This is a genomic window from Bacillus sp. FSL M7-1345 (assembly GCF_038006985.1).
Classification (GTDB): Bacteria; Bacillota; Bacilli; order Bacillales; family Bacillaceae_G; genus Bacillus_A; species Bacillus_A cereus_U.
Genome location: NZ_JBBOWG010000001.1, coordinates 2,338,999 through 2,359,333 on the forward strand (window position 1 = coordinate 2,338,999; position 20,335 = coordinate 2,359,333).

Below are 20,335 nucleotides of genomic sequence, written 5' to 3' on the forward strand. Positions count from 1 at the left end.
AATTAAAAGGATCAAAGTAAAAATATAACGAACATATATTACGTATCCAGAATTAAAATTTCATGTACTGCATTATTTTATTAAGATAAACAATTTCAAAAAAGTATAATATAATTTAGTTAACATATATAAGTGTTTTATGAAAATAAAAAGGAGAAACTATGAAAAAAAATATTAATAGAGTCATTTTGATTATTAGTACAATAGTTGGTATTAGTATATTTTCATATTTGCAAAACAATTTAATAAGTATAAGTGAAATTAATATAACATCTAGTAAAATTCCGTCCTCTTTTAAAGGGTTTAAAATCCTCCAACTTTCAGATTTACATAATAAAAAATTTGGTGAAAATCAAAACGTTTTAATTAAAAAAGTAAAAAACTTGAATCCTGATATCATTGTTATTACCGGTGATTTAATTGACAGTAAATCATATGATGCAGAAATTAGTTTGCAAGTACTACGAGAAATTGTGACGGAGTATCCAGTATATTTTGTGACAGGGAATCATGAGCAGTGGTCAGGGAAATATAATAGTTTAGAGAAAGAATTGAAGAAATACAATGTTACTGTTTTAAGAAATGAGCATGTAAGCATTCAAAAAGATGGGCAAGAAATAAACTTGCTAGGTATTGATGACCCAGAATTTACTAGTGGAAATCGTGATGAAGAACATATTGTTAAAAGTGAGATTAGGAAAGCTAAAGATGGAATAAATTCAGACGGTTTTAAGGTATTGCTATCTCATAGGCCTGAATTTTTTGAAGAGTATGTTGACGAGAAAGTAGATTTAGTTTTATCGGGTCATGCACATGGGGGACAAGTTCGGTTACCTTTTATCGGGGGATTAGTTGCTCCTAATCAAGGAATACTGCCTAAATATACAGCGGGTTTATATGAAAAACAAAATACGTCTATGATAGTTAGTAGAGGATTAGGCAATAGTATCATTCCGCAAAGAGTTTTTAATAGACCTGAGATTGTAGTCGTGCAGTTAAATTAATCTGTACGGCTTTTTTGTTCATGGGAATAATTTAAAGGTAGTTTTTCTTCAGTACAAGTTTCCATTACAATTTTGTTAAAATTTTTCAACGTTACATAAAGTAACAAAATTTGACCTATTGAGTTTGTTATAGTGTAAATAATCAAAAAACTTAAAAATTAGTCGAGTTAAAATAGTTATTATTAAACGATATTAAAAATATAAAGGGGTGTACAAATGCATAAAGAATTTGAAATTGAAGAATATACGGCGATTGAGGAGCAAATTCATTATTATAGTACGTCTTTATTAGTAAGTCATCCTGAGCAAATTGTAAAGTATTTAGAAAAACGGTTAGAAAAGTATGCAGAAACGTTACAATATGCACATTTATATCCGGAAACGGTTATATTACCAATACAGCAAATAGTTATCGAATATTCTTTAGATGTTGCTAGAATTAGAAGGTATTTAAATTTAAAAACATAACTAAAATCGAATAATTTATAATGAAACAGAGTCGACTTTAAGAAAAGATATTCTAATGTCGACTCTGTTTCATTGTTTTAGTAAATAACAGAAAAAATATTTATTTGTAAAGTTTGACATATAATAGTTCGAGAGTAAAATAAAAGTGAGTACTCACTCATTTTAAAGAAAAGGGGGATTTTTAGTGCAACAACCTTCAATTATTTTACGAGATGTATCAAAAAAATTTGGAAAAAAAGAAGTTTTGCATAACCTTTCGTTGCAAATAGAAAAAGCAGAAATTTTTGGATTGGTTGGACCTTCCGGGTCAGGGAAAACAACACTCATTAAAATGATTGCAGGTATTAATGAGTCAACTACAGGGGATGTAATTGTTTTTAATACAAACATGCCTAATCTAAATGAAATGAAAAGAATTGGTTATATGGCTCAGGCTGATGCATTATACGAAGAACTATCGGCATATGAAAATGCAGATTTCATTGCAACGATGTATGGGTTAAACGGTAAGCGTAAGAAAGAGAGAATCGGAGAAGTTTTTGAACTTGTACAATTATCAGAGCATATGAAAAAGCAAGTACAGCATTTTTCAGGTGGAATGAAAAAACGTTTATCATTGGCGATAGCACTCCTTCATGAACCTGAAATATTGATTTTAGATGAGCCAACAGTTGGGATAGATCCTCTTCTTCGAAAATCGATTTGGGAGAAGTTTTATGATCTTAAAAAGAAAGGCACTACTATTATTGTAACAACGCACATTATGGATGAAGCAGAGTTTTGCGAACGTCTAGGGCTAATTAGAGAAGGAAATTTAGTTGCGATTGGCACACCGGAGGAATTGAAAAAACAAACGTCATCCGGACGAATTGAAGATGTCTTTATGTTAGAAGGAGTGATTGAATCATGAGAGTTAATGGTGTAGTCATCCGTATCATTCGTCAATTTTTTCGAGATAAGCGTTCTTTAGCAATGATGTTTGGGGCACCAATGTTATTACTTTGGTTATTGTCGCTAGTATTTACACAAAAAGACTATATACCGCATATTGCTGTAGTCGATGTGCCTGCTCCTATAGTAAAAGCAATGAAAAATCAAGAAGCATCAATTTATGAATATAGTAAAGACAAAGCAGTTTCGGAGTTAGAAAAGCAAAAGGTAGATGCAGTAATTCATTTAGAGAATGGAAAAATGAATCTTCTATTAGAAGGCAGTGATTCATCAAAAAATCGTGCGGTACTTCAAGTATTGCAAAAGAGTACAGAGAAGAGTGATGTATCAATGATGAAGCCTGAAGTGGATTATTTACATGGCTCTAAAGACATTACGATGTTTGATGGACTTGGTCCCGTATTAATTGGTTTCTTTACATTTTTCTTTGTATTTATATTGTCCGGAGTTTCTTTCGTAAGAGAACGTTTAAGTGGTACATTAGAGAGATTATTGTCCACACCAGTGAGAAGATGGGAAATAGTTGTAGGATATATTATTGGTTTTGGAATCTTTGCATTTATACAATCTATTATAATTGTAAGTTTTTCAGTTTATATTTTAGATTTATATGTAGCTGGCTCAATATGGCTAACGTTACTTATAACATGTATGCTTTCTTTAACTGCACTAACATTAGGCACATTTTTATCGACATACGCAAATAATGAATTTCAAATGATTCAATTTATACCGCTTGTTATCGTGCCACAAGTCTTCTTTTCTGGGTTGTTTCCAATGGAATCCATGAATCCATGGTTACAAATGTTAGGTAAATTATTTCCACTCACATATGGTGCTGACGCTATGAGACAAGTAATGATTCGGAATCAAGGGTTTACAGAGATTGCATTAGATCTTACTGTATTACTACTTTTTTCACTATTATTTGCAGTAGGAAATGTATTTGCTTTAAAGAAACATCGCAAAATATAATGACGATAAAAAGGAGCTTTATAAATGAAGAAGGATTGGCTGGAAGAATTAGTTGCCGCAACGAATACTGATAAACGTAATGAACGTCAAATGCGTATATTAGAGGCAGCTGTTGATATGTTTGGAGAAAAAGGGTACGCCTCAACTTCAACAAGTGAGATTGCAAAAAGAGCTGGTGTAGCGGAAGGAACAATCTTCCGCTACTATAAAACGAAAAAAGATTTATTGTTTGCAGTCGTGATGCCGACCTTAACAAAGTTTGCTGCACCATTTTTCGTACAAGCCTTTGCAAAAGAAATATTTAAAACAGATTATGAATCGTATGAAGTGCTTTTAAGAGTAATAATTCAAAATAGATTTGAATTTGCTAAAAAGCACTTTCCAATGATAAAAATATTAATTCAAGAAGTACCATTTCAGCCTGAACTAAAAAGTGAAATACAACAATTAATAGAAACAGAACTGCTTGTACATTTTAAAAAGTTGATTGCAAAGTTTCAAGAAGAAGGGACAATTATTGAAATACCACCATCTTCTGTATTACGACTGACGTTATCAGCTGTATTAGGATTACTCTTAACGAGGTTCTTATTATTGCCTGAAGAGAAATGGGACGATGAAGTGGAAATTGAAAATACGATTCAATTTATATTGTATGGACTAACGCCACGGAGGTAATGAAATAAATTATGCGAAATTCGCCGATTGTTCAAGTTACATAAAGGAACGAATTGCTGTTGAGACCGGCTAAATACCTATCGTTAATTCTGCTAGAAAATCTGAATTCAAACGCTGATATAACGATAACGACTCTTTAGCCATCTGATCACGCTGGAGTAGTGGTGAATCTAGTTGTTTAATACAGACTTTTAATAAGACATTATAATATGTATAAGAACTACAAAAGATACACGAAATTCAAAGCAATCGATATAAAATCGATTGCTTTTTTTATTTCAGAAGAGAAGCGTAACATAATATTGGCTAAGTTAAACGAGCTAAGACAAAAAAACAACAATAGGCCACAGGATGAATTAACGTAAGAACTCGATGTGAATCGGACAACGCTTTGGAGTGACGTGAAAAGTAGTGGACTTTATGGACTTCCAAAACGAAATCATTGATAGTTTGCTAGCAGAAAAGCAGGAGTAAGTATACGCATAGTTTATGAATTTAATTGGATTGATTTTAAGATAATAGTCGAATGGATAAAGGTACTTTTACACGACGTGAAATGAAATCAAAAAAAATCGATTAAATTAAACGTTAAAATTAGGTGATTTAGAAAGTGGATTGTCGAATTTTATTATTAGGGAACATTTCTTTAAAAGTTCTTTAACAATCGCACATTTTAAAACGTTACAAATTAATTGAAATATGAATGCCATTTAAATTTATAACTTGATTAAAGATTTTTATTTAGGGCATATAGCCAGGTGAAGGATAAAAAATTAGGATGTAATGTTACCAACGCGAAAGGTAGTATTTGGAAATCGAGAGAAGATCTTTTATTAGTTATTAATGCATACGCCGCTCTATTTATCAAATTGAAGTTAGAGATTATAAAACAAAAAAATACATATTTCGACACAAAGTACCCTATGTTGTTGTAGAACAATGTAGGAATTTTTTTGTGCATTGGTACAGAATCTGTTTTAAAATTAAGTTATGACAGAATTATAGCAATTGTCTAACTAATATTCGTGTCTTTTAAGAAGTAATGTTTGTAGTAGAAACTCGTACGCTGTCGAAACTCAATATTCGATAAGGGGTGTGTAGCGGAATGGAATTTACTCTAACTCGCGAAAAACAAATGATTAAAGAAATGGTACGTGACTTTGCTGAAAAGGAAATCGCACCGAAAGCTGTGTATTATGACAAAACTGCAGAGTTTCCATATGAAACATTTCAAAAAATGGGCGAACTAGGATTATTAGGCATCCCATTCCCAGAAGAGTATGGAGGTTCAGGTGGCGATACATTATCGTACGCGTTAGCAGTTGAAGAAATTGGTCGTGCTTGTGGTGGTACTGGTTTAAGCTATGCTGCAACAATTTCATTAGGTGCTTCTCCAATTTATTATTTCGGTACAGAAGAACAAAAACAAAAATATTTAGTTCCAATGGCGTCAGGGAAAACATTAGGTGCTTTCGGATTAACAGAGCCAAACGCTGGATCTGATGCAGGGGGCACACAAACGAAAGCAATATTAGATGGCGATGAATATGTTATTAGCGGCGAAAAGTGTTGGATCACAAATGCAGAGTATGCAAATACAATTATTGTAACCGCTATCAACGGTGTTGAAGACAATGGTAGAAAACGTATTTCTGCATTTATCGTACCGACTACTAGTGAAGGATTAACGATTTCAAGCCCTTACGATAAGATGGGTGTTCGTGCTTCTAATACTTGTGAAATCGTACTTGATGGTGTGCGTGTACCGAAAGAAAATATACTTGGTGATGTAAATAAAGGATTTAAACAATTCTTATATACACTTGATGGAGGACGTATTTCAATCGCAGCATTAGCAGTAGGTATTGCACAATCTGCATTTGAACGTGCATTGCAATATGCGAAAGAACGTCAACAATTTGGAAAAACGATTTCTAATTTCCAAGCGATTCAATTTAAATTAGCTGATATGGCGACTGAAGTGGAATTAGCTCGTAATTTAGTACATAAAGCAGCTTGGTTAAAAGATAACGATAAACCTTTCGGTAAAGAAGCGGCTATGGCAAAATTGTTTGCATCTGAAGCAGCGAGTCGTATTGCGAATCATGCAGTACAAATTCATGGTGGATATGGCTATATGCGTGAATATGAAGTTGAACGATATATTCGTGATGCAAAACTTTTAGAAATTGGTGAAGGAACTTCTGAAATTCAACGTCTCGTAATTGCAAGACATTTAGGATGTAGATAAAAAGGAGGAGTCACTATGTTTCAAAAAATATTAATTGCTAATCGCGGGGAAATCGCAGTTCGCATTATGAAAACTTGTCAAAAACTTGGCATTTGTACCGTTGCTATTTATTCTGAGGCTGATGAAAATGCCCTTCATGTAAAATTGGCAAATGAAGCTTACTTAGTAGGCGGTCCACGTGTCCAAGAAAGCTATTTAAACCTTGAAAAAATTATTGAAATAGCTAAGAAGACAAATGCTGAAGCAATCCATCCGGGGTACGGATTATTATCAGAGAATCCATCTTTTCCGATTCGCTGTAAAGAAGAAGGAATCGTATTTATCGGTCCTTCAGAAGAAATCATTACTAAGATGGGAAGTAAAATTGAGTCACGTATAGCGATGCAAGCAGCAGATGTGCCAGTAGTTCCAGGCATTACTACAAATATTGAAACTGCTGAAGAAGCAATTGAAATTGCAAAACAAATTGGTTATCCATTAATGCTTAAGGCATCCGCGGGCGGCGGAGGCATTGGAATGCAGTTGATGGAAACTGAGCAAACGCTCACCAAAGCATTTGAAAGTAATAAAACAAGAGCGCAAAATTTCTTTGGTAACGGAGAAATGTATTTAGAGCGCTATATAGCAGATGCACACCATATTGAAATTCAGCTTTTAGCAGATACACATGGTAATACAGTGTATTTATGGGAACGTGAATGTTCAGTGCAGCGCCGAAATCAAAAAGTAATTGAAGAAGCGCCTTCACCATTTTTAGATGAAGGTACACGAAAGGCTATGGGAGAAGTTGCTGTACAAGCTGCTAAAGCTCTTGGTTATACAAATGCTGGCACAGTGGAGTTTCTTGTAGATGATCAAAAGAACTTTTATTTCTTAGAGATGAATACGAGATTACAAGTAGAACATCCAGTTACAGAAGAAATTACTGGGTTAGATCTAGTTGAACAACAACTACTTATCGCGTATGGTGAGAAGCTATCATTTACACAAGATGATGTAAAACGTAGTGGTCATGCCATCGAGGCTCGTATTTATGCAGAAGATCCGAAAACATTCTTCCCATCACCTGGGAAAATTACAGATCTAACGTTACCGACAAATATACGTATTGATCACTTTTTGGAGAATCAAGTAACGATTACACCTTTCTATGATCCAATGATTGCGAAAGTAATCGCTCATGGCGAAACTCGTGAAGAAGCGATTTCAAAATTACAGGATGCGCTGCAAGAGTTAAAAGTAGAAGGTATTAAAACGAATACACCAATGCTACTACAAGTATTGGAAGATGATGTGTTCAAAAGTGGTATTTATACAACGGGTTTTGTAACGAAACAACTTGTTAAAAAATAAGATTTATGAATATTAAGGGGGAAAAAATGATGACGAAAGTATATGCATCGATGGCAGGAAATGTTTGGAAGATTGTTGTAGGAGTAGGAGACACAGTAGAGGAAGAGCAGGATGTCGTCATTTTGGAATCTATGAAAATGGAAATTCCAATCGTTTCAGAAGAAGCCGGAACTGTTATGAAAATTAACGTACAAGAAGGCGATTTTGTAAATGAAGGAGATGTATTACTAGAAATTGAATAGGGAGATATAGGGGGAAGCGAATTGAAACTACCTAATTTTGCTGTCATTAAAGAAGTCGGGCCACGTGATGGCTTACAGAATGAAAAAAAGATTGTTGGCACAAAAGATAAAGTAAAATGGATTCAACTACTTACAGAAGCGGGATTGTCGTACGTTGAAGTTTCCTCATTCGTTCACCCTAAATGGGTTCCTGCATTAGCAGATGCAAGTGATGTATTTTCTGAGCTAAAAAGGGATCCAAATGTTACATATGCAGCGCTTGTTCCAAATCAAAATGGTTTGGAACGAGCTTTTTTGCAAAATGTAGATGAGGTGAATGTTTTTTTATCAGCAAGTGAATCTCATAATAAAAGTAACATTAATAAACCAATTAAAGAAGCATTAGGTGTAATTGAAGATATAACAAAACAGGCAACATTCGAAGGGAAAAAGGTAAGAGGCTATGTTTCTACTGTATTTGGATGTCCTTATGAAGGGGATATAAGTGTTGAAGCAGTTGACGAAATATGTAATCAACTATTCTCATACGGCATTTATGAAATCTCTCTTGGTGACACGATCGGTGTAGCAAATCCATTACAAGTAGAGCAAGTATTAGAGCATTTATTAAAGAAGTATGATGCTTCGCAGTTTGCAATGCATTTTCATAATACGTATGGAATGGCACTGGCAAATGTAGTTAAGTCTTTAGAACATGGTATTACAACGTTTGATAGTTCTTGTGGTGGACTTGGAGGGTGTCCTTATGCACCAGGAGCATCGGGTAATGTTGCTACTGATGACTTAGTACATATGCTCCATAAGTTAGGTGTCCAAACAAATATAGACGAAGAAAAGTTATTGAGAGCTAGTCATTTTATTCAAAGTAAGTTAAATATCCAATTACCGAGTCATGTGTATAGAGCGCTTCAACATAAAACGATAAGTAGGTGAGAAGATGCTACAATTACAAAACATTTCCGTTGACTATGTTACACCGCATGTTGTAAAGATTTCGTTAAATCGTGAAAGACAAGCTAACTCATTATCTTTGGCATTATTAGAAGAATTACAAACTATATTAACTCAAATAAACGAAGAATCAAATACGCGCGTTGTTATTTTAACAGGGGCTGGCGAAAAAGCGTTTTGCGCTGGTGCTGATTTAAAAGAGCGTGCCAACATGAATGAAGAACAAGTTCGCCATGCTGTGGGTATGATTCGTTCTACTATGGAGATGGTTGAACAATTACCACAACCAGTTATTGCTGCAATAAATGGAATCGCACTTGGTGGAGGTACTGAATTAAGCTTAGCTTGTGATTTTAGAATTGCTTCTGACACTGCAAGTCTAGGTCTCACTGAAACTTCCCTTGCAATAATACCTGGAGCGGGTGGTACGCAGCGATTACCTAGATTAATTGGAGTTGGTAGAGCGAAAGAATTAATTTATACAGGAAGACGTATTTCGGCGCAAGAAGCGAAAGAGTATGGTTTAGTAGAATTCGTAGTACCAGCTGATTTACTAGAAGAGAAAGCAATTGAAATTGCAGATCGAATTGCTAATAATGGTCCAATTGCCGTTCGATTAGCAAAAGAAGCAATTTCAAATGGTATTCAAGTAGATTTACATACCGGCTTACAAATGGAAAAACAGGCGTATGAGGGCGTAATCCATACGAAAGATAGATTAGAAGGATTACAGGCATTCAAGGAAAAACGCAAACCAATGTATAAGGGGGAGTAAATATGTTAGATCAAAAACAACAATCTAATTCATTTGAAGAACGAGTTGAAACAATTAAGCAAGGCGGGGCACCGAAATATCATGAACAAAACAAAGCAAAAGGGAAACTTTTTGTTCGAGATCGTTTGGCTCTTTTATTCGATAATGGTGAATATGTGGAAGATGCATTATTTGCAAATTGTGAACAAACTGGATTACCAGCTGATGGTGTTGTAACTGCGACTGGTAAAATACATGGTCGTACTGCGTGCGTAATGGCAAATGATTCGACTGTAAAAGCTGGATCATGGGGAGCACGTACAGTTGAAAAAATTCTACGTATTCAAGAAACAGCAGAAAAATTACGTGTACCGTTATTTTATTTAGTTGATTCTGCTGGAGCGCGTATTACAGATCAAGTTGAAATGTTCCCTGGACGCCGCGGTGCAGGAAGAATCTTTTATAACCAAGTGAAATTATCTGGTAAAGTGCCACAAATTTGTTTATTATTTGGACCTTCAGCGGCTGGTGGTGCGTATATTCCAGCATTTTGTGACGTTGTTATGATGGTTGAAGGAAATGCTTCTATGTATTTAGGGTCTCCGCGTATGGCTGAAATGGTTATCGGTGAGAAGGTAACTTTAGAAGAAATGGGCGGAGCACGTATGCATTGCTCAGTATCAGGATGCGGAGATGTTTTATGTAAAACAGAAGAAGATGCAATTACGCAAGCAAGACAATATATTTCTTATTTTCCAAGTAACTATTTAGAAAAGACTCCTTTGATTACACCTCAAGAACCGAAACAGTTCGATAAAACGTTAGAAGAAATCATTCCAGAAAATCAAAATGCTCCTTTCAATATGAAAGATCTCATTAACAGAATTATTGATGAAGGTTCTTTCTTTGAAGTAAAAAAATTATTTGCTCAAGAACTAATTACAGGTTTAGCACGCATTGATGGTAAGCCAATTGGCATTATTGCAAATCAGCCACGTATGAAGGGCGGCGTATTATTCCACGATTCAGCTGATAAAGCAGCGAAGTTTATAAATTTATGCGATGCATACCATATTCCATTATTATTCCTTGCAGATGTACCTGGATTTATGATTGGTACAAAAGTAGAACGTGCCGGAATTATTCGTCACGGTGCAAAAATGATCTCTGCAATGAGTGAAGCAACTGTACCGAAAATTTCTATCGTCGTTCGAAAAGCATATGGAGCTGGCTTATATGCAATGGCAGGTCCAGCGTTTGAACCAGATTGCTGCTTAGCATTACCAACAGCTTCTATTGCAGTAATGGGTCCAGAAGCAGCGGTCAATGCTGTATATGCAAATAAGATTGCAGCTTTACCAGAAGAAGAGCGTGCAAGCTTTATTGCTGAAAAACGAGAAGAGTATAAGAAAGATATTGATATTTACCGTTTAGCATCTGAGATGGTGATTGATGGTATTGTTCATCCAAACAATTTACGTGAAGAGTTAAAAGGACGATTCGAAATGTATATGAGTAAATATCAAGTATTCACGGATCGTAAACATCCTGTATATCCAGTTTAAAAGCCCTATTTAGGGCTTTCTTGCTCAAAAAGTCAAGGAGGGGAAAACATGAAACAAGCAGTTTGGTTTCCAACAGAAGAATATAAAGAAAAAACGCGTTTATTTGGTTGGATGAAATCATTAGGCTATGAAGATTACGAAGCTTTTTATAATAAGTCAATTGAAGAAACAGCTTGTTTTTGGGGAGAAGCTGAGAGAGCAGTTGGCTATCAGTGGATGAAACCATATACAGAAGTGTTAGATTTAGAAAATGGTACACCGTTTGCACAGTGGTATACTGAGGGAACTTGTAACGTTGTAGAATCTGCTTTATCTCGCTGGCTTGCAGACGATAAAACGAAAACACAAGCAGCACTTATGTATGAAGGGGAAAACGGAACTTCGAAATCATTTACATATGAAGAGCTTGACAGCTGGGTAAGCCGTGTTGCCAACGGTTTGAAACATGCTGGTATTGAAAAAGGTGATCGTGTAACAATTTACATGCCAATGATTCCTGAAACAGTTGTTGCTATGTTAGCGGTAATGAAAATTGGAGCGATTATTTCACCAATATTCTCAGGTTTTGCTGCGGATGCAGTAATGACACGTGTACAAGCAGCGGGTTCAAAAATGATTATTACCGCAGATGGCTTTTCACGCCGTGGGAAAATTGTTTCATTAAAAGATGAAGTAGATAAAGCTTGTGCACATTGTCCAACTGTGGAAAAGGTGGTAATTGTTCGTCATGCAGGAAATGATTTTACACCGCATAATTATGATTTTTCATGGAGTACGTTAGAAAAAGAAAAACCATTTATACATGCTGAAGAAATGAACAGTGATGATCCATTAATGCTTATATATACATCTGGAACGACTGGTAAGCCGAAAGGGACAGTACACACACATGCTGGTTTCCCGCTAAAATCTGCATTTGATGCAGGATTTGGAATGAATATAAAACAAGGCGACCGCGTATTATGGGTAACTGATATGGGCTGGATGATGGGACCATTTTTACTATTCGGCTCTTTAATTAATGGCGCAACAATGGTTATGTACGAAGGTGTTCCAGACTTCCCAGAAGCAGATCGCTTATGGGAGACAGTTGATAAATATGAAATTACTCATCTCGGTATTTCGCCAACGTTAATCCGTGCATTAATGGCAAAAGGTGATGAGTATGTAAATAAACATTCTTTAAAGAGTTTAGAAGTATTCGCATCAACAGGAGAACCTTGGAATCCAGATCCGTGGATGTGGCTGTTTGAAACAGTTGGAAAAGGAAAGGTCCCGATCTGTAACTACTCAGGTGGAACTGAAATTTCTGGTGGGATTTTCGGTAATGTTCTTATAAAGCCAATTGCACCGATTAGTTTTAACGCATCTTTACCAGGAATGGCAGCAGTTGTACTTGATAATCAAGGTAAACCGATTCGTGATGAAGTCGGAGAATTATGTTTAGAAAAACCGTGGGTTGGTATGACGAAAAGTTTCTGGGAAGATGATGAGCGTTATGTGAACACATACTGGTCACGTTTTGAAAATAAATGGGTTCATGGTGACTGGGTCATTTATGACGGTGAGCAATATATCATTACAGGACGTTCAGATGATACGTTAAACATTGCTGGAAAACGTATTGGGCCTGCTGAATATGAATCTATTCTTGTGAAACATAATGATGTAATAGAAGCAGCGGCAGTTGGTGTACCGGATGATGTAAAAGGTGAAGTTTGTCATTGTTTTGTTGTATTAAGAGACGGTGTAATATTCTCTGGAGAGTTAAAGAAAGAATTAATGAGTTTAGTAAACTCTCATATTGGTAAAGCTTTATGTCCAAAAGACATCCACGTTGTAGAAGATTTACCAAAAACAAGAAATTCTAAAGTAATGCGACGTGTTATTAAAGCAGCTTACTTAGGAAAAGAGTTAGGAGATTTATCGTCACTTGTAAATCCTGAAGTAGTTCCGTTTATTCAGGGGTTACAGTCTAGCAAACTATAAAATTACGAATGAGCTCTATGTAAATAGAGCTCATTTTTAATGTTGACAAAAAGATAAGAGAGAAAAAGTAAATTTGAAGTTAAAAAATCTACTATTAGTGTTAAGTATGTCTGTTTGTTTTTAGTTTTTATCAAAATAGGATACTGTGGCTGTCTATTCAATGGAGTGATTGAATTTTGTTAAGAATGAAAATTTAGTGAAGAAAAAAGGAATGAATAAAAGGAGAAATCCCTGGGGGACAGGGATTCAATAAGGGAGATATTATTGTCGTTCAATGTCGAAATTTGGCGTATCCGACAAATTAATATTATCACGAATTTTCAGGAGATTGCGATAGTGGATGTGTCAAAAATGTGTACGGGTTTCATATAAAAGTGTTATTTAAATAGGAAAAGGGAAAAGAATTAAGTTCACTGGTTCTTAAGATTTTTTCCCTTTTAAATTTACTGTTTGTTCGTTGTTCTATATACATCTGAAATTGGTAAATCTTCGCCATGTAAAGCTTGAGTACTGTCTTTTTTGTTTGAATCATGTGCCTTCTGAGATGTTTCTTGCATTTGCTCTTGGGCTTTACTAGGAGTATTCAGCGCATCCGATGACACATAATCAAGTTGTTGACTTAATAGATTTTTTTTATCCATGTTATGTAGCTCCTTTTTGAACTTAGATATAAAAACGAAGTATTTTTAAATAGTTACGTGGATATTATGTATCTTTGAATGGAATTATATACACAAACTATATTGAGAATTTAACTAATTATAAAAATTACTTGTGATGACAAGCTTAAGAAATATAAAAATCATTAGTTCTTAATAAAAGCGTTATTTTAGTAGGGTGTCACGAAATTTCATTTGAAAGGAACATCCCAATGATAAAAAAGAGCACTGTAAATCAGTGATCATCTTATCAAAAATTACTTAGTACTTAAAAATAAAACCATTACGGACAATTCACAATGGTAATAGTGACGCTAGCCATTGTTCCAGGAGAATCAAGAAGTGAAGCAGTAACGGTTACTGTTCCAGGCCCATTAGCGGCTAGAAATACAGCGGTAAAGTTACCTAAAGCATTGGTAATGACAGCAAGAGGAACCATGAAAGCAAGAGAAGGGTTACTAAATGAAAAACTGACCACTACTCCTGGAGTAGGAGTACCGTTTACTAATACTTGACCCGAAAAAAATAAAGTATTATTTCCTTGAGTGGATACACATGCTGTGTTTTCGTTAGAAGTCAAGGTAATAGATGCAGGCCCAGCAGGAAGATTAAATCCAGTTGAACCAGTAACTCCTGTAGAACCGGTGGGACCAGTAGGGAATTGAAAGGGTTGAACAGGTGGAAGTGTAGGTCCAATAGAACCCGGATTAAGTGCAGCAAAATATAAAAACTCGTCCATTATTTATCACCTCTAAAAATCGTATTACTAATAGTAAATGTAATGATAGAGCAATGTGAAATGGACAAGCTGTTGTATTTTAATAAATTAAACAAAATAGTTATTTGATAGAAAAAGAAATTAGTATGTTTACTTTAGAAATTAAATATAAAAAGGCGATTATCGTCAAATCGCCTTTTGGGTAATGCAGTGTAATTTTATTCAGTTATTTGAAATATAGTTTCATTCGGTTTGGAAAATCCATACAGTTTCCTTGCGAATTTTAAAATTTCTTCTTCACTACCTGTTAAAGCTTTAACATCATTTTTAAGGGAATGACCATCCTTCTTTAAAGAAGATAATTTTTGTTGCTCCGTATTAAGCGTGATTTGTTTTTCTTTAATCATTTCTTGTTGGTTATTAAGAGAATATTGAAGGACAAAAATTACAGATAATATAAAAGCCAAAGTAGTTATAATACGGCGTCTTGTTTTTTTATTATTACCTTGTTGGGTGTTAGGGTTCACTTGCTGTGAGGGTATCTTAGGATTTGATTGTTGTGATGATATTTTTGGGATGTTTCCCATTAAAATGCCTCCATTACTGATTGTAGAATTTAAACCGTTTAAAAGTATTATAAATGTTCAATGGGAATTTTAGAAGATAGTTTAATATAGGTGAGTTTTGTAAAGTTTAAACAAAATCCTTATTTAAATAAAAGGAACCCCGATTGTCTGCGGGGCTCCTAAGGGTAATCGTCAAGTAATGACGTACTCGACTAGTTAACGATATCATGAATTTTTTGGTAAATATACTGGTAAATGCGTCCAAATTAATGAGAGCATTATTTGAAACAAAAACGCTATTTTAATAGGGAGGGGAATAATGATGATTCCATGGGACAAGCGAGTATACATTGTATCAAGGTGATCATTTTATTACAGAGGGGACAATTTTAGAGGTTAGTGAAAAGGCGAATAAATCATTATATTGGCTTTGGTGCATGTTAGCTCCAAGCTATGAAAAAGTGTGCGGTAATAGTACAAAGCGACTTCGGTTGATTCGGATAGATGATGACGAAGAATGATATAAAAATTTCATTTTGTAGAGAAATGAGGTGATTAAGGATGGGCATAGAATATGCCATGTTTGTATTAAAAAAGAGCAGAATTTAGCCTATATATAAAGATGTTGGAATTGTTCTAAAGGGGGGAATATCTGAAATATAAATAATTGAGGGGAGTGAACTAATAATGGAAACTAGTACTTTTTTAGGATTGTTTTGGGGATGGATAACGGTTATCGTATCGGGAATACTTTTCGTACGTCCATCGGTACTACGTGAATTGAAAAAATTAGTGGTTGAAGACAGAGGATTTGGTATTATGTATGGTTTTCTATCGATTTTCCTAGGGTTAGGTAGTGTAATCCTACATAATGTATGGGTATTCAACTGGCAGGGGTTCCTAACGGTTATTGCATGGCTTGCATTATTAAAGGGAATCTACATAATTGCATATCCTGAACCCTCCAAGAAAACAGACTTTGAATTAAGGGTACTATCTACACGTATAGCGCTCGCTATCATTGGCGCCTTGGCTTTATGGATGCTTATAGTAATCTATATAAAATAATCCTTTTCTAATAAGAACTATATTACATTCTAGTATTTATCGGTCACAAAAGACATGTTCTCTCTTTTAAGTTGATATTGAAAATATTACCAATTTTTTCTTTTACAATGACAACAAATAAAGAAACATTTACAACGACACTTATTTCGTTTAGAACTCCAATCATTATCACAATGATTCTTTTCTTTAGATTTCCACCAATCATCATTACAATGCTTTTCCTTAGAACTCCAATCATCATCACAATGATTCTTTTCTTTAGATTTCCACCAGTCATCACAACAATGCTTTTTCTTAGAACTCCAGCAATCATTTTTCCAGGAAATTCTTTTATACCTCCCTTCAATAGGATTCATACTATTCTATGTTTTAGTAAAAGAATGGCTTGTTTATTAACCTATTATTTTACCTTTATATGATAGAGTGCTTTCTACTAGATATAGAATTCATACAAACTATGCTAATTTTCAAGAGATAGTTGAGAGAACTACTGGTTATGATATTAATCAACAAACACTTGTTGAAGGAAACGTTAAGATTTTAAATAATATCATATTTTGAAGTACGCTTTTCTGAATGTATATTTCACAATATTAAAGGAAAAATATACCATATCACTGCAAACAAAGCCTATGTATATGTGAAGTAATAGGAAAAGGTGGTCCCTATTCAAGGAGCCGGCTTATTAAAAGTATAAATAAGAAGGTTTAGTACAAGTGTTTGTTTTTTTGTTTCTATGCTTTTGTCTCGTACACTTTTAAGCTATTGGACATACTTTACTAGTAGAAAGGATTAGTGGGTGAGGTTTTGGGTTCTCGATTTAATAATTGTAGAAAGAAATGTACGTGTAAGCATGATGATTGTTGGGACATTTTTGAAGAGTGTAAAAAGGAAAAGAATGAGAAATGTGACAGCTCTTGTGTACAAGGAATTAGAGATGAGCTTAAAAAATTAATTAATAAAACAGTGCGAATTAACACTGAAGGACGTACTTATATAGGTACTGTTTTTTCGGTAACTTGCGATGTTGTTAAGCTAGCTGCTATTCCTGGTTCAATTGCAGCAATTATATCTCTTTGTAAAATTGAAGCAATTTTACCACCTGCTACAACTGTTGCTGATGAGTTTGATTTTAACGGTGTTGACGTAGCAAATAAAGATTAATTATGCTTTATTGATGCTAAGCCATTCTTATGAATGGCTTTTTATTTTGTTTAAAAGGGAATATATTTTTCATATAGAAATAAATTTGAAGGTGTATAAAAGGTTGTGTGAAAGGAGAATGAGAGTGATCAAGCTGAAACAATTTACAAGAACTGATTTCAAACAATTAATTAATTGGATCGATTCCGAAGAATTTTTAATACAATGGTCGGGAAATGCATTTACATATCCTTTAAATGAACAGCAATTAGAGAAATATGCAGAAAGTGCAAACACACTGGCATTCAAAATAATAGATGAAGAGACTAAAGCAGTTATTGGTCATATTTCTCTTGGACAAATAGATAATATAAATAAGTCTGCTAGAATTGGAAAAGTGCTAGTTGGTAATACGAAAATGAGAGGGCGTTCTATAGGGAAACATATGATGAAAGCCGTACTTCGTATTGCTTTTGAAGAATTAAAACTACATAGAGTAACTCTTGGTGTTTATGACTTTAATAAGTCAGCTATTTCTTGTTACGAAAAAATAGGATTTGTAAAAGAAGGTTTATTAAGAGAGGCAAAAAAAGTAGGAGAAACGTATTGGAACTTATGGGAAATGAGTATGTTAGAATATGAATGGAACAATAACTAACAACAGTTCTTTATAATTATGTTATGTTAACTAAAGGGTTTGGTGGGAAATCATGAATAAAAAAACAAAAATAATTTCAATTGCAGCCGTTTCAGGAGGGGGGAAAACTACAATTACAGAAAGTTTAACGCATGAGCTAACGAATTCAAAGGCTCTATACTTTGATAGTTATAAATTTGATAACTGTCCTGCTGATATTTGTAAATGGATTGATGATGGGGCGAATTATGATGAGTGGGTACTAACACCATTAATTACTGATATTCAGCATCTGCTACAAAATAGTAATTTAGACTATATTATAGTAGATTATCCCTTTGCCTACTTAAATAGTGAAATGCGCGAATTAATAGATGTAACTATATTTATCGATACGCCTTTAGATATTGCGATGGCTAGGAGGATTTTGCGTGACTTTAAAGAAGGTACAATCAGTGAAATACATAATGATCTAAAACATTATATAACACATGCGAGAAAAGCTTATTTAGAGGCAATTTATACTGTTAAGCCGAATTCAGATATCGTTTTGGATGGATCTTTATCTGTAAGTGAAATAGTTGTGCAAATAGTAGAGGAACTCAGTAGAAGAAATGTGATTTTGCATAGTTAATTGGAAAATGAAGCATATACGAATGAAACATTTCTGGCTATATAAAAAAGTGGGGGTGCTCCAATTTGAAAACGCTATTTTATTACAATTGGCAAGTAAGAGATGATTGGTTTAAGCGGTGTGAAAAGCTTACAGAGGAAGAATTGCTTCGCAAACGTGTTGGGGGGAGTGGGGAGTATTTTAGAAACACTCTTCCATATTGTAGATGTAGAGTACAGCTGGATTAGTGCGCTTCAAGAAAAAGAAGATAACGAACCACAGTTTAAAGATTATCAATCAATCAAAAAAGTGAAAGCGTTATCTGATTTATATAGGCGAGAATTAGAAAGCTTTTTGCAATTATGGTCTGGCGACTTCGAATCAAGAATATTAAAAGCTTCATGGACAGATAAAACATATAAATACGGTGAAGTTTTAAGGCATGTAATTGTACATGAAATTCATCACATTGGTCAGCTATCAATATGGTCGAGAGAATTAAATCTTCAACCTGTTTCAGCAAATTTAATTGGAAGAGGATTATAGACTTAGAAACCGACTTGTATTGCACAAATACAAGTCGGTTTTTATATATAAGAGGATTTCTTAGTTGAAATCCTCGGATTTTTTCTGATGTATATGTAAAAACATTAAGAGGGTAATGATTAAAAAGATCATAATCGTTTGTATGATTAAATTTTTAAACTGAAGCAAAATGGTCCAAGATGTAATAGCGTCTTTGAAAGCTTGGAGTGCAGAATATGAGGTAGGTTCAAAACCGTATTGAAGTAACTTTTTTGTTTCAACAAAAGCCGTGTTTTCTTCATTGGCGTCTAATACTACAGAAATAAACCTTGTATCTCCTTGTTTTGCTGTACCAACAAAACTATAATTACCGTTAGTTGACAAACTAGTTTGCAAGCCATCAACACCTTTTAGTTTAATGTTTTTATCAAGAGAATAAATCATTTTATTTGTGTTGAGAACTTGAAAATCTTTGAAGGTAAATGGGTAAGAGGTTAGTTTTGTTATATTTAATATATCTGGATAGTCTTTTATTAATTGTGCAGCTATTTCAGCTGCGTCTATTGCTGTTGTAATCGATTGTTTATTCTTCTCGCTATTTATTCCAGTGGAATTTAAAAATGGAGATTGTTGTGATAACTTTAGTTGTTTTGCTTTTTCATTCATTAACGATGTGAAATTATCTTCATTTCCAGCAATGTGTTCTGCTAGTTCAAGTGCAGAACGATTATTTCCGGTTAAAAGCAATGTATTTAGTAAATCACGAACGGTTGTTTTATCATTCGATGTTACATGTATAGGACTCGTTTCGGTTTGAAAAACGTCGTTACTTATTTTTACAGATTCATCTAATTGTATTTTGCCATCATGAAGTTGTTCCATCACAATATACTCTGTCATTAATTTAGATAAAGTGGCCGACTGAATGGGAGTACTTTCATTTTTTTTATAAACAATCTCACCAGAATTAGTATCTATTAAAATAGCTGATTTAGCTTGAATAATTGGACCATTTACATAAAGGTAAAAATATAAAACGATAAGTGCAGTAATGAGAAAAGATAATAATAAAACTGTTATTTTTTTCAAGAATTGCATAAGCGATCCTCCTACTATTACATCAATAATATTATTGTAAAAAGGAATGCTTAATTAGGAAGAAAGAAAAGGTAAAGAATTTCTAAAGAATTATAAAGGATTATTAAATTTTGGATATTGATGGAAT

22 protein-coding genes and 1 pseudogene are annotated in these 20,335 nt (G+C 34.1%); 18 read left to right on the plus strand and 5 right to left on the minus strand.

Features of this window, described 5'->3' with window-relative positions; translation table 11 throughout:
* The first annotated feature begins 161 nt into the window (after positions 1–161).
* From MHB76_RS12115 to MHB76_RS12170, 12 genes are all read left to right on the plus strand, one after another.
* Positions 162–1,004 (plus strand): metallophosphoesterase, encoded by an 843-nt coding sequence (locus tag MHB76_RS12115; protein ID WP_340986623.1) that lies wholly within the window; start codon positions 162–164, stop codon positions 1,002–1,004.
* Between the two features lie 216 nt (positions 1,005–1,220).
* A complete protein-coding gene (locus tag MHB76_RS12120) occupies positions 1,221–1,472 on the plus strand; it encodes a hypothetical protein (protein WP_002017002.1) in 252 nt (83 codons plus the stop codon).
* A gap of 184 nt (positions 1,473–1,656) precedes the next feature.
* The gene (locus MHB76_RS12125; protein WP_340986625.1) at positions 1,657–2,382 is read left to right on the plus strand and encodes an ABC transporter ATP-binding protein; all 726 of its coding nucleotides are present in this window, start codon (positions 1,657–1,659) and stop codon (positions 2,380–2,382) included.
* Positions 2,379–3,398 carry an ABC transporter permease gene (locus tag MHB76_RS12130; protein WP_340986627.1) on the plus strand — a complete coding sequence of 340 codons (1,020 nt, stop codon included), beginning with the start codon at positions 2,379–2,381 and terminating at the stop codon, positions 3,396–3,398. The genes MHB76_RS12125 and MHB76_RS12130 overlap by 4 nt, the downstream gene beginning before the upstream one ends.
* Positions 3,399–3,422: 24 nt before the next feature.
* Positions 3,423–4,076 carry a TetR/AcrR family transcriptional regulator gene (locus MHB76_RS12135; RefSeq protein WP_002109999.1) on the plus strand — a complete coding sequence of 218 codons (654 nt, stop codon included), beginning with the start codon at positions 3,423–3,425 and terminating at the stop codon, positions 4,074–4,076.
* A gap of 1,105 nt (positions 4,077–5,181) precedes the next feature.
* Positions 5,182–6,327, plus strand: coding sequence for an acyl-CoA dehydrogenase (locus tag MHB76_RS12140; protein WP_016104901.1), 1,146 nt, complete (start codon positions 5,182–5,184; stop codon positions 6,325–6,327).
* Positions 6,328–6,342: 15 nt separating this feature from the next.
* Positions 6,343–7,680, plus strand: a complete 1,338-nt coding sequence (locus tag MHB76_RS12145; protein WP_340986629.1) for an acetyl-CoA carboxylase biotin carboxylase subunit — start codon at positions 6,343–6,345, stop codon at positions 7,678–7,680.
* Between the two features lie 26 nt (positions 7,681–7,706).
* On the plus strand, positions 7,707–7,922 hold the full coding sequence (locus MHB76_RS12150) for an acetyl-CoA carboxylase biotin carboxyl carrier protein subunit (protein ID WP_001985297.1): 216 nt from the start codon (positions 7,707–7,709) through the stop codon (positions 7,920–7,922).
* 21 nt (positions 7,923–7,943) lie between these two features.
* A complete protein-coding gene (gene mvaB / locus MHB76_RS12155; protein ID WP_215581775.1) occupies positions 7,944–8,855 on the plus strand; it encodes a hydroxymethylglutaryl-CoA lyase in 912 nt (303 codons plus the stop codon).
* 4 nt (positions 8,856–8,859) lie between these two features.
* Positions 8,860–9,648 carry an enoyl-CoA hydratase gene (locus tag MHB76_RS12160; RefSeq protein WP_002161717.1) on the plus strand — a complete coding sequence of 263 codons (789 nt, stop codon included), beginning with the start codon at positions 8,860–8,862 and terminating at the stop codon, positions 9,646–9,648.
* Positions 9,649–9,650: 2 nt separating this feature from the next.
* A complete protein-coding gene (locus MHB76_RS12165; protein ID WP_002017014.1) occupies positions 9,651–11,192 on the plus strand; it encodes an acyl-CoA carboxylase subunit beta in 1,542 nt (513 codons plus the stop codon).
* A 48-nt stretch (positions 11,193–11,240) separates the two neighbouring features.
* A complete protein-coding gene (locus MHB76_RS12170) occupies positions 11,241–13,181 on the plus strand; it encodes an AMP-binding protein (protein WP_340986631.1) in 1,941 nt (646 codons plus the stop codon).
* Positions 13,182–13,624: 443 nt separating this feature from the next.
* Here the strand turns inward: MHB76_RS12170 and MHB76_RS12175 are convergent, their stop codons facing one another.
* From MHB76_RS12175 to MHB76_RS12185, 3 genes are all read right to left on the minus strand, one after another.
* Positions 13,625–13,822, minus strand: a complete 198-nt coding sequence (locus MHB76_RS12175) for a hypothetical protein (RefSeq protein WP_078181590.1) — start codon at positions 13,820–13,822, stop codon at positions 13,625–13,627.
* Positions 13,823–14,123: 301 nt separating this feature from the next.
* The gene (locus MHB76_RS12180; protein WP_340986634.1) at positions 14,124–14,579 is read right to left on the minus strand and encodes an exosporium leader peptide-containing protein; all 456 of its coding nucleotides are present in this window, start codon (positions 14,577–14,579) and stop codon (positions 14,124–14,126) included.
* A gap of 197 nt (positions 14,580–14,776) precedes the next feature.
* Positions 14,777–15,145 carry an FtsB family cell division protein gene (locus MHB76_RS12185; protein WP_002200443.1) on the minus strand — a complete coding sequence of 123 codons (369 nt, stop codon included), beginning with the start codon at positions 15,143–15,145 and terminating at the stop codon, positions 14,777–14,779.
* 329 nt (positions 15,146–15,474) lie between these two features.
* Between MHB76_RS12185 and MHB76_RS12190 the strand changes: the two genes are divergently transcribed.
* Together MHB76_RS12190 and MHB76_RS12195 are read left to right on the plus strand one after the other, a co-directional pair.
* Positions 15,475–15,645, plus strand: a complete 171-nt coding sequence (locus MHB76_RS12190) for a hypothetical protein (RefSeq protein WP_002065532.1) — start codon at positions 15,475–15,477, stop codon at positions 15,643–15,645.
* A 166-nt stretch (positions 15,646–15,811) separates the two neighbouring features.
* Positions 15,812–16,192 carry a hypothetical protein gene (locus MHB76_RS12195; protein WP_002127497.1) on the plus strand — a complete coding sequence of 127 codons (381 nt, stop codon included), beginning with the start codon at positions 15,812–15,814 and terminating at the stop codon, positions 16,190–16,192.
* A 43-nt stretch (positions 16,193–16,235) separates the two neighbouring features.
* On the opposite strand, the gene MHB76_RS12200 is transcribed toward MHB76_RS12195, so the two are convergent.
* A complete protein-coding gene (locus MHB76_RS12200) occupies positions 16,236–16,538 on the minus strand; it encodes a hypothetical protein (RefSeq protein WP_340986638.1) in 303 nt (100 codons plus the stop codon).
* A 461-nt stretch (positions 16,539–16,999) separates the two neighbouring features.
* Here MHB76_RS12200 and MHB76_RS12205 point away from each other — a divergent pair, with 461 nt between their 5' ends.
* The 4 genes and pseudogenes from MHB76_RS12205 to MHB76_RS12220 all read left to right on the plus strand — a co-directional run bounded on the left by MHB76_RS12205 (position 17,000) and on the right by MHB76_RS12220 (position 19,131).
* The gene (locus tag MHB76_RS12205; protein ID WP_340986640.1) at positions 17,000–17,356 is read left to right on the plus strand and encodes a hypothetical protein; all 357 of its coding nucleotides are present in this window, start codon (positions 17,000–17,002) and stop codon (positions 17,354–17,356) included.
* A 124-nt stretch (positions 17,357–17,480) separates the two neighbouring features.
* A complete protein-coding gene (locus MHB76_RS12210) occupies positions 17,481–17,993 on the plus strand; it encodes a GNAT family N-acetyltransferase (protein WP_340986642.1) in 513 nt (170 codons plus the stop codon).
* Between the two features lie 52 nt (positions 17,994–18,045).
* Positions 18,046–18,606: a hypothetical protein gene (locus MHB76_RS12215; protein ID WP_340823911.1), complete on the plus strand. Its 561-nt coding sequence runs from the start codon at positions 18,046–18,048 to the stop codon at positions 18,604–18,606.
* A 65-nt stretch (positions 18,607–18,671) separates the two neighbouring features.
* Positions 18,672–19,131: pseudogene (locus MHB76_RS12220) on the plus strand (DinB family protein).
* Between the two features lie 60 nt (positions 19,132–19,191).
* Here the strand turns inward: MHB76_RS12220 and MHB76_RS12225 are convergent.
* Entirely contained in the window at positions 19,192–20,208 is a 1,017-nt protein-coding gene (locus tag MHB76_RS12225) for a D-alanyl-D-alanine carboxypeptidase family protein (RefSeq protein WP_340986644.1), read from the minus strand.
* Positions 20,209–20,335 lie beyond the last annotated feature (127 nt).

Coding starts and splice junctions, on each gene's coding strand:
- MHB76_RS12115 (WP_340986623.1), top strand. CDS start 162: ATGAAAAAAAATATTAATAGAGTCATTTTGATTATTAGTACAATAGTT.
- MHB76_RS12195 (WP_002127497.1), top strand. CDS start 15,812: ATGGAAACTAGTACTTTTTTAGGATTGTTTTGGGGATGGATAACGGTT.
- MHB76_RS12160 (WP_002161717.1), top strand. CDS start 8,860: ATGCTACAATTACAAAACATTTCCGTTGACTATGTTACACCGCATGTT.
- MHB76_RS12165 (WP_002017014.1), top strand. CDS start 9,651: ATGTTAGATCAAAAACAACAATCTAATTCATTTGAAGAACGAGTTGAA.
- MHB76_RS12140 (WP_016104901.1), top strand. CDS start 5,182: ATGGAATTTACTCTAACTCGCGAAAAACAAATGATTAAAGAAATGGTA.
- MHB76_RS12150 (WP_001985297.1), top strand. CDS start 7,707: ATGATGACGAAAGTATATGCATCGATGGCAGGAAATGTTTGGAAGATT.
- MHB76_RS12145 (WP_340986629.1), top strand. CDS start 6,343: ATGTTTCAAAAAATATTAATTGCTAATCGCGGGGAAATCGCAGTTCGC.
- MHB76_RS12135 (WP_002109999.1), top strand. CDS start 3,423: ATGAAGAAGGATTGGCTGGAAGAATTAGTTGCCGCAACGAATACTGAT.
- MHB76_RS12175 (WP_078181590.1), bottom strand. CDS start 13,822: ATGGATAAAAAAAATCTATTAAGTCAACAACTTGATTATGTGTCATCG.
- MHB76_RS12130 (WP_340986627.1), top strand. CDS start 2,379: ATGAGAGTTAATGGTGTAGTCATCCGTATCATTCGTCAATTTTTTCGA.
- MHB76_RS12215 (WP_340823911.1), top strand. CDS start 18,046: ATGAATAAAAAAACAAAAATAATTTCAATTGCAGCCGTTTCAGGAGGG.
- MHB76_RS12185 (WP_002200443.1), bottom strand. CDS start 15,145: ATGGGAAACATCCCAAAAATATCATCACAACAATCAAATCCTAAGATA.
- MHB76_RS12225 (WP_340986644.1), bottom strand. CDS start 20,208: ATGCAATTCTTGAAAAAAATAACAGTTTTATTATTATCTTTTCTCATT.
- MHB76_RS12180 (WP_340986634.1), bottom strand. CDS start 14,579: ATGGACGAGTTTTTATATTTTGCTGCACTTAATCCGGGTTCTATTGGA.
- MHB76_RS12120 (WP_002017002.1), top strand. CDS start 1,221: ATGCATAAAGAATTTGAAATTGAAGAATATACGGCGATTGAGGAGCAA.
- MHB76_RS12170 (WP_340986631.1), top strand. CDS start 11,241: ATGAAACAAGCAGTTTGGTTTCCAACAGAAGAATATAAAGAAAAAACG.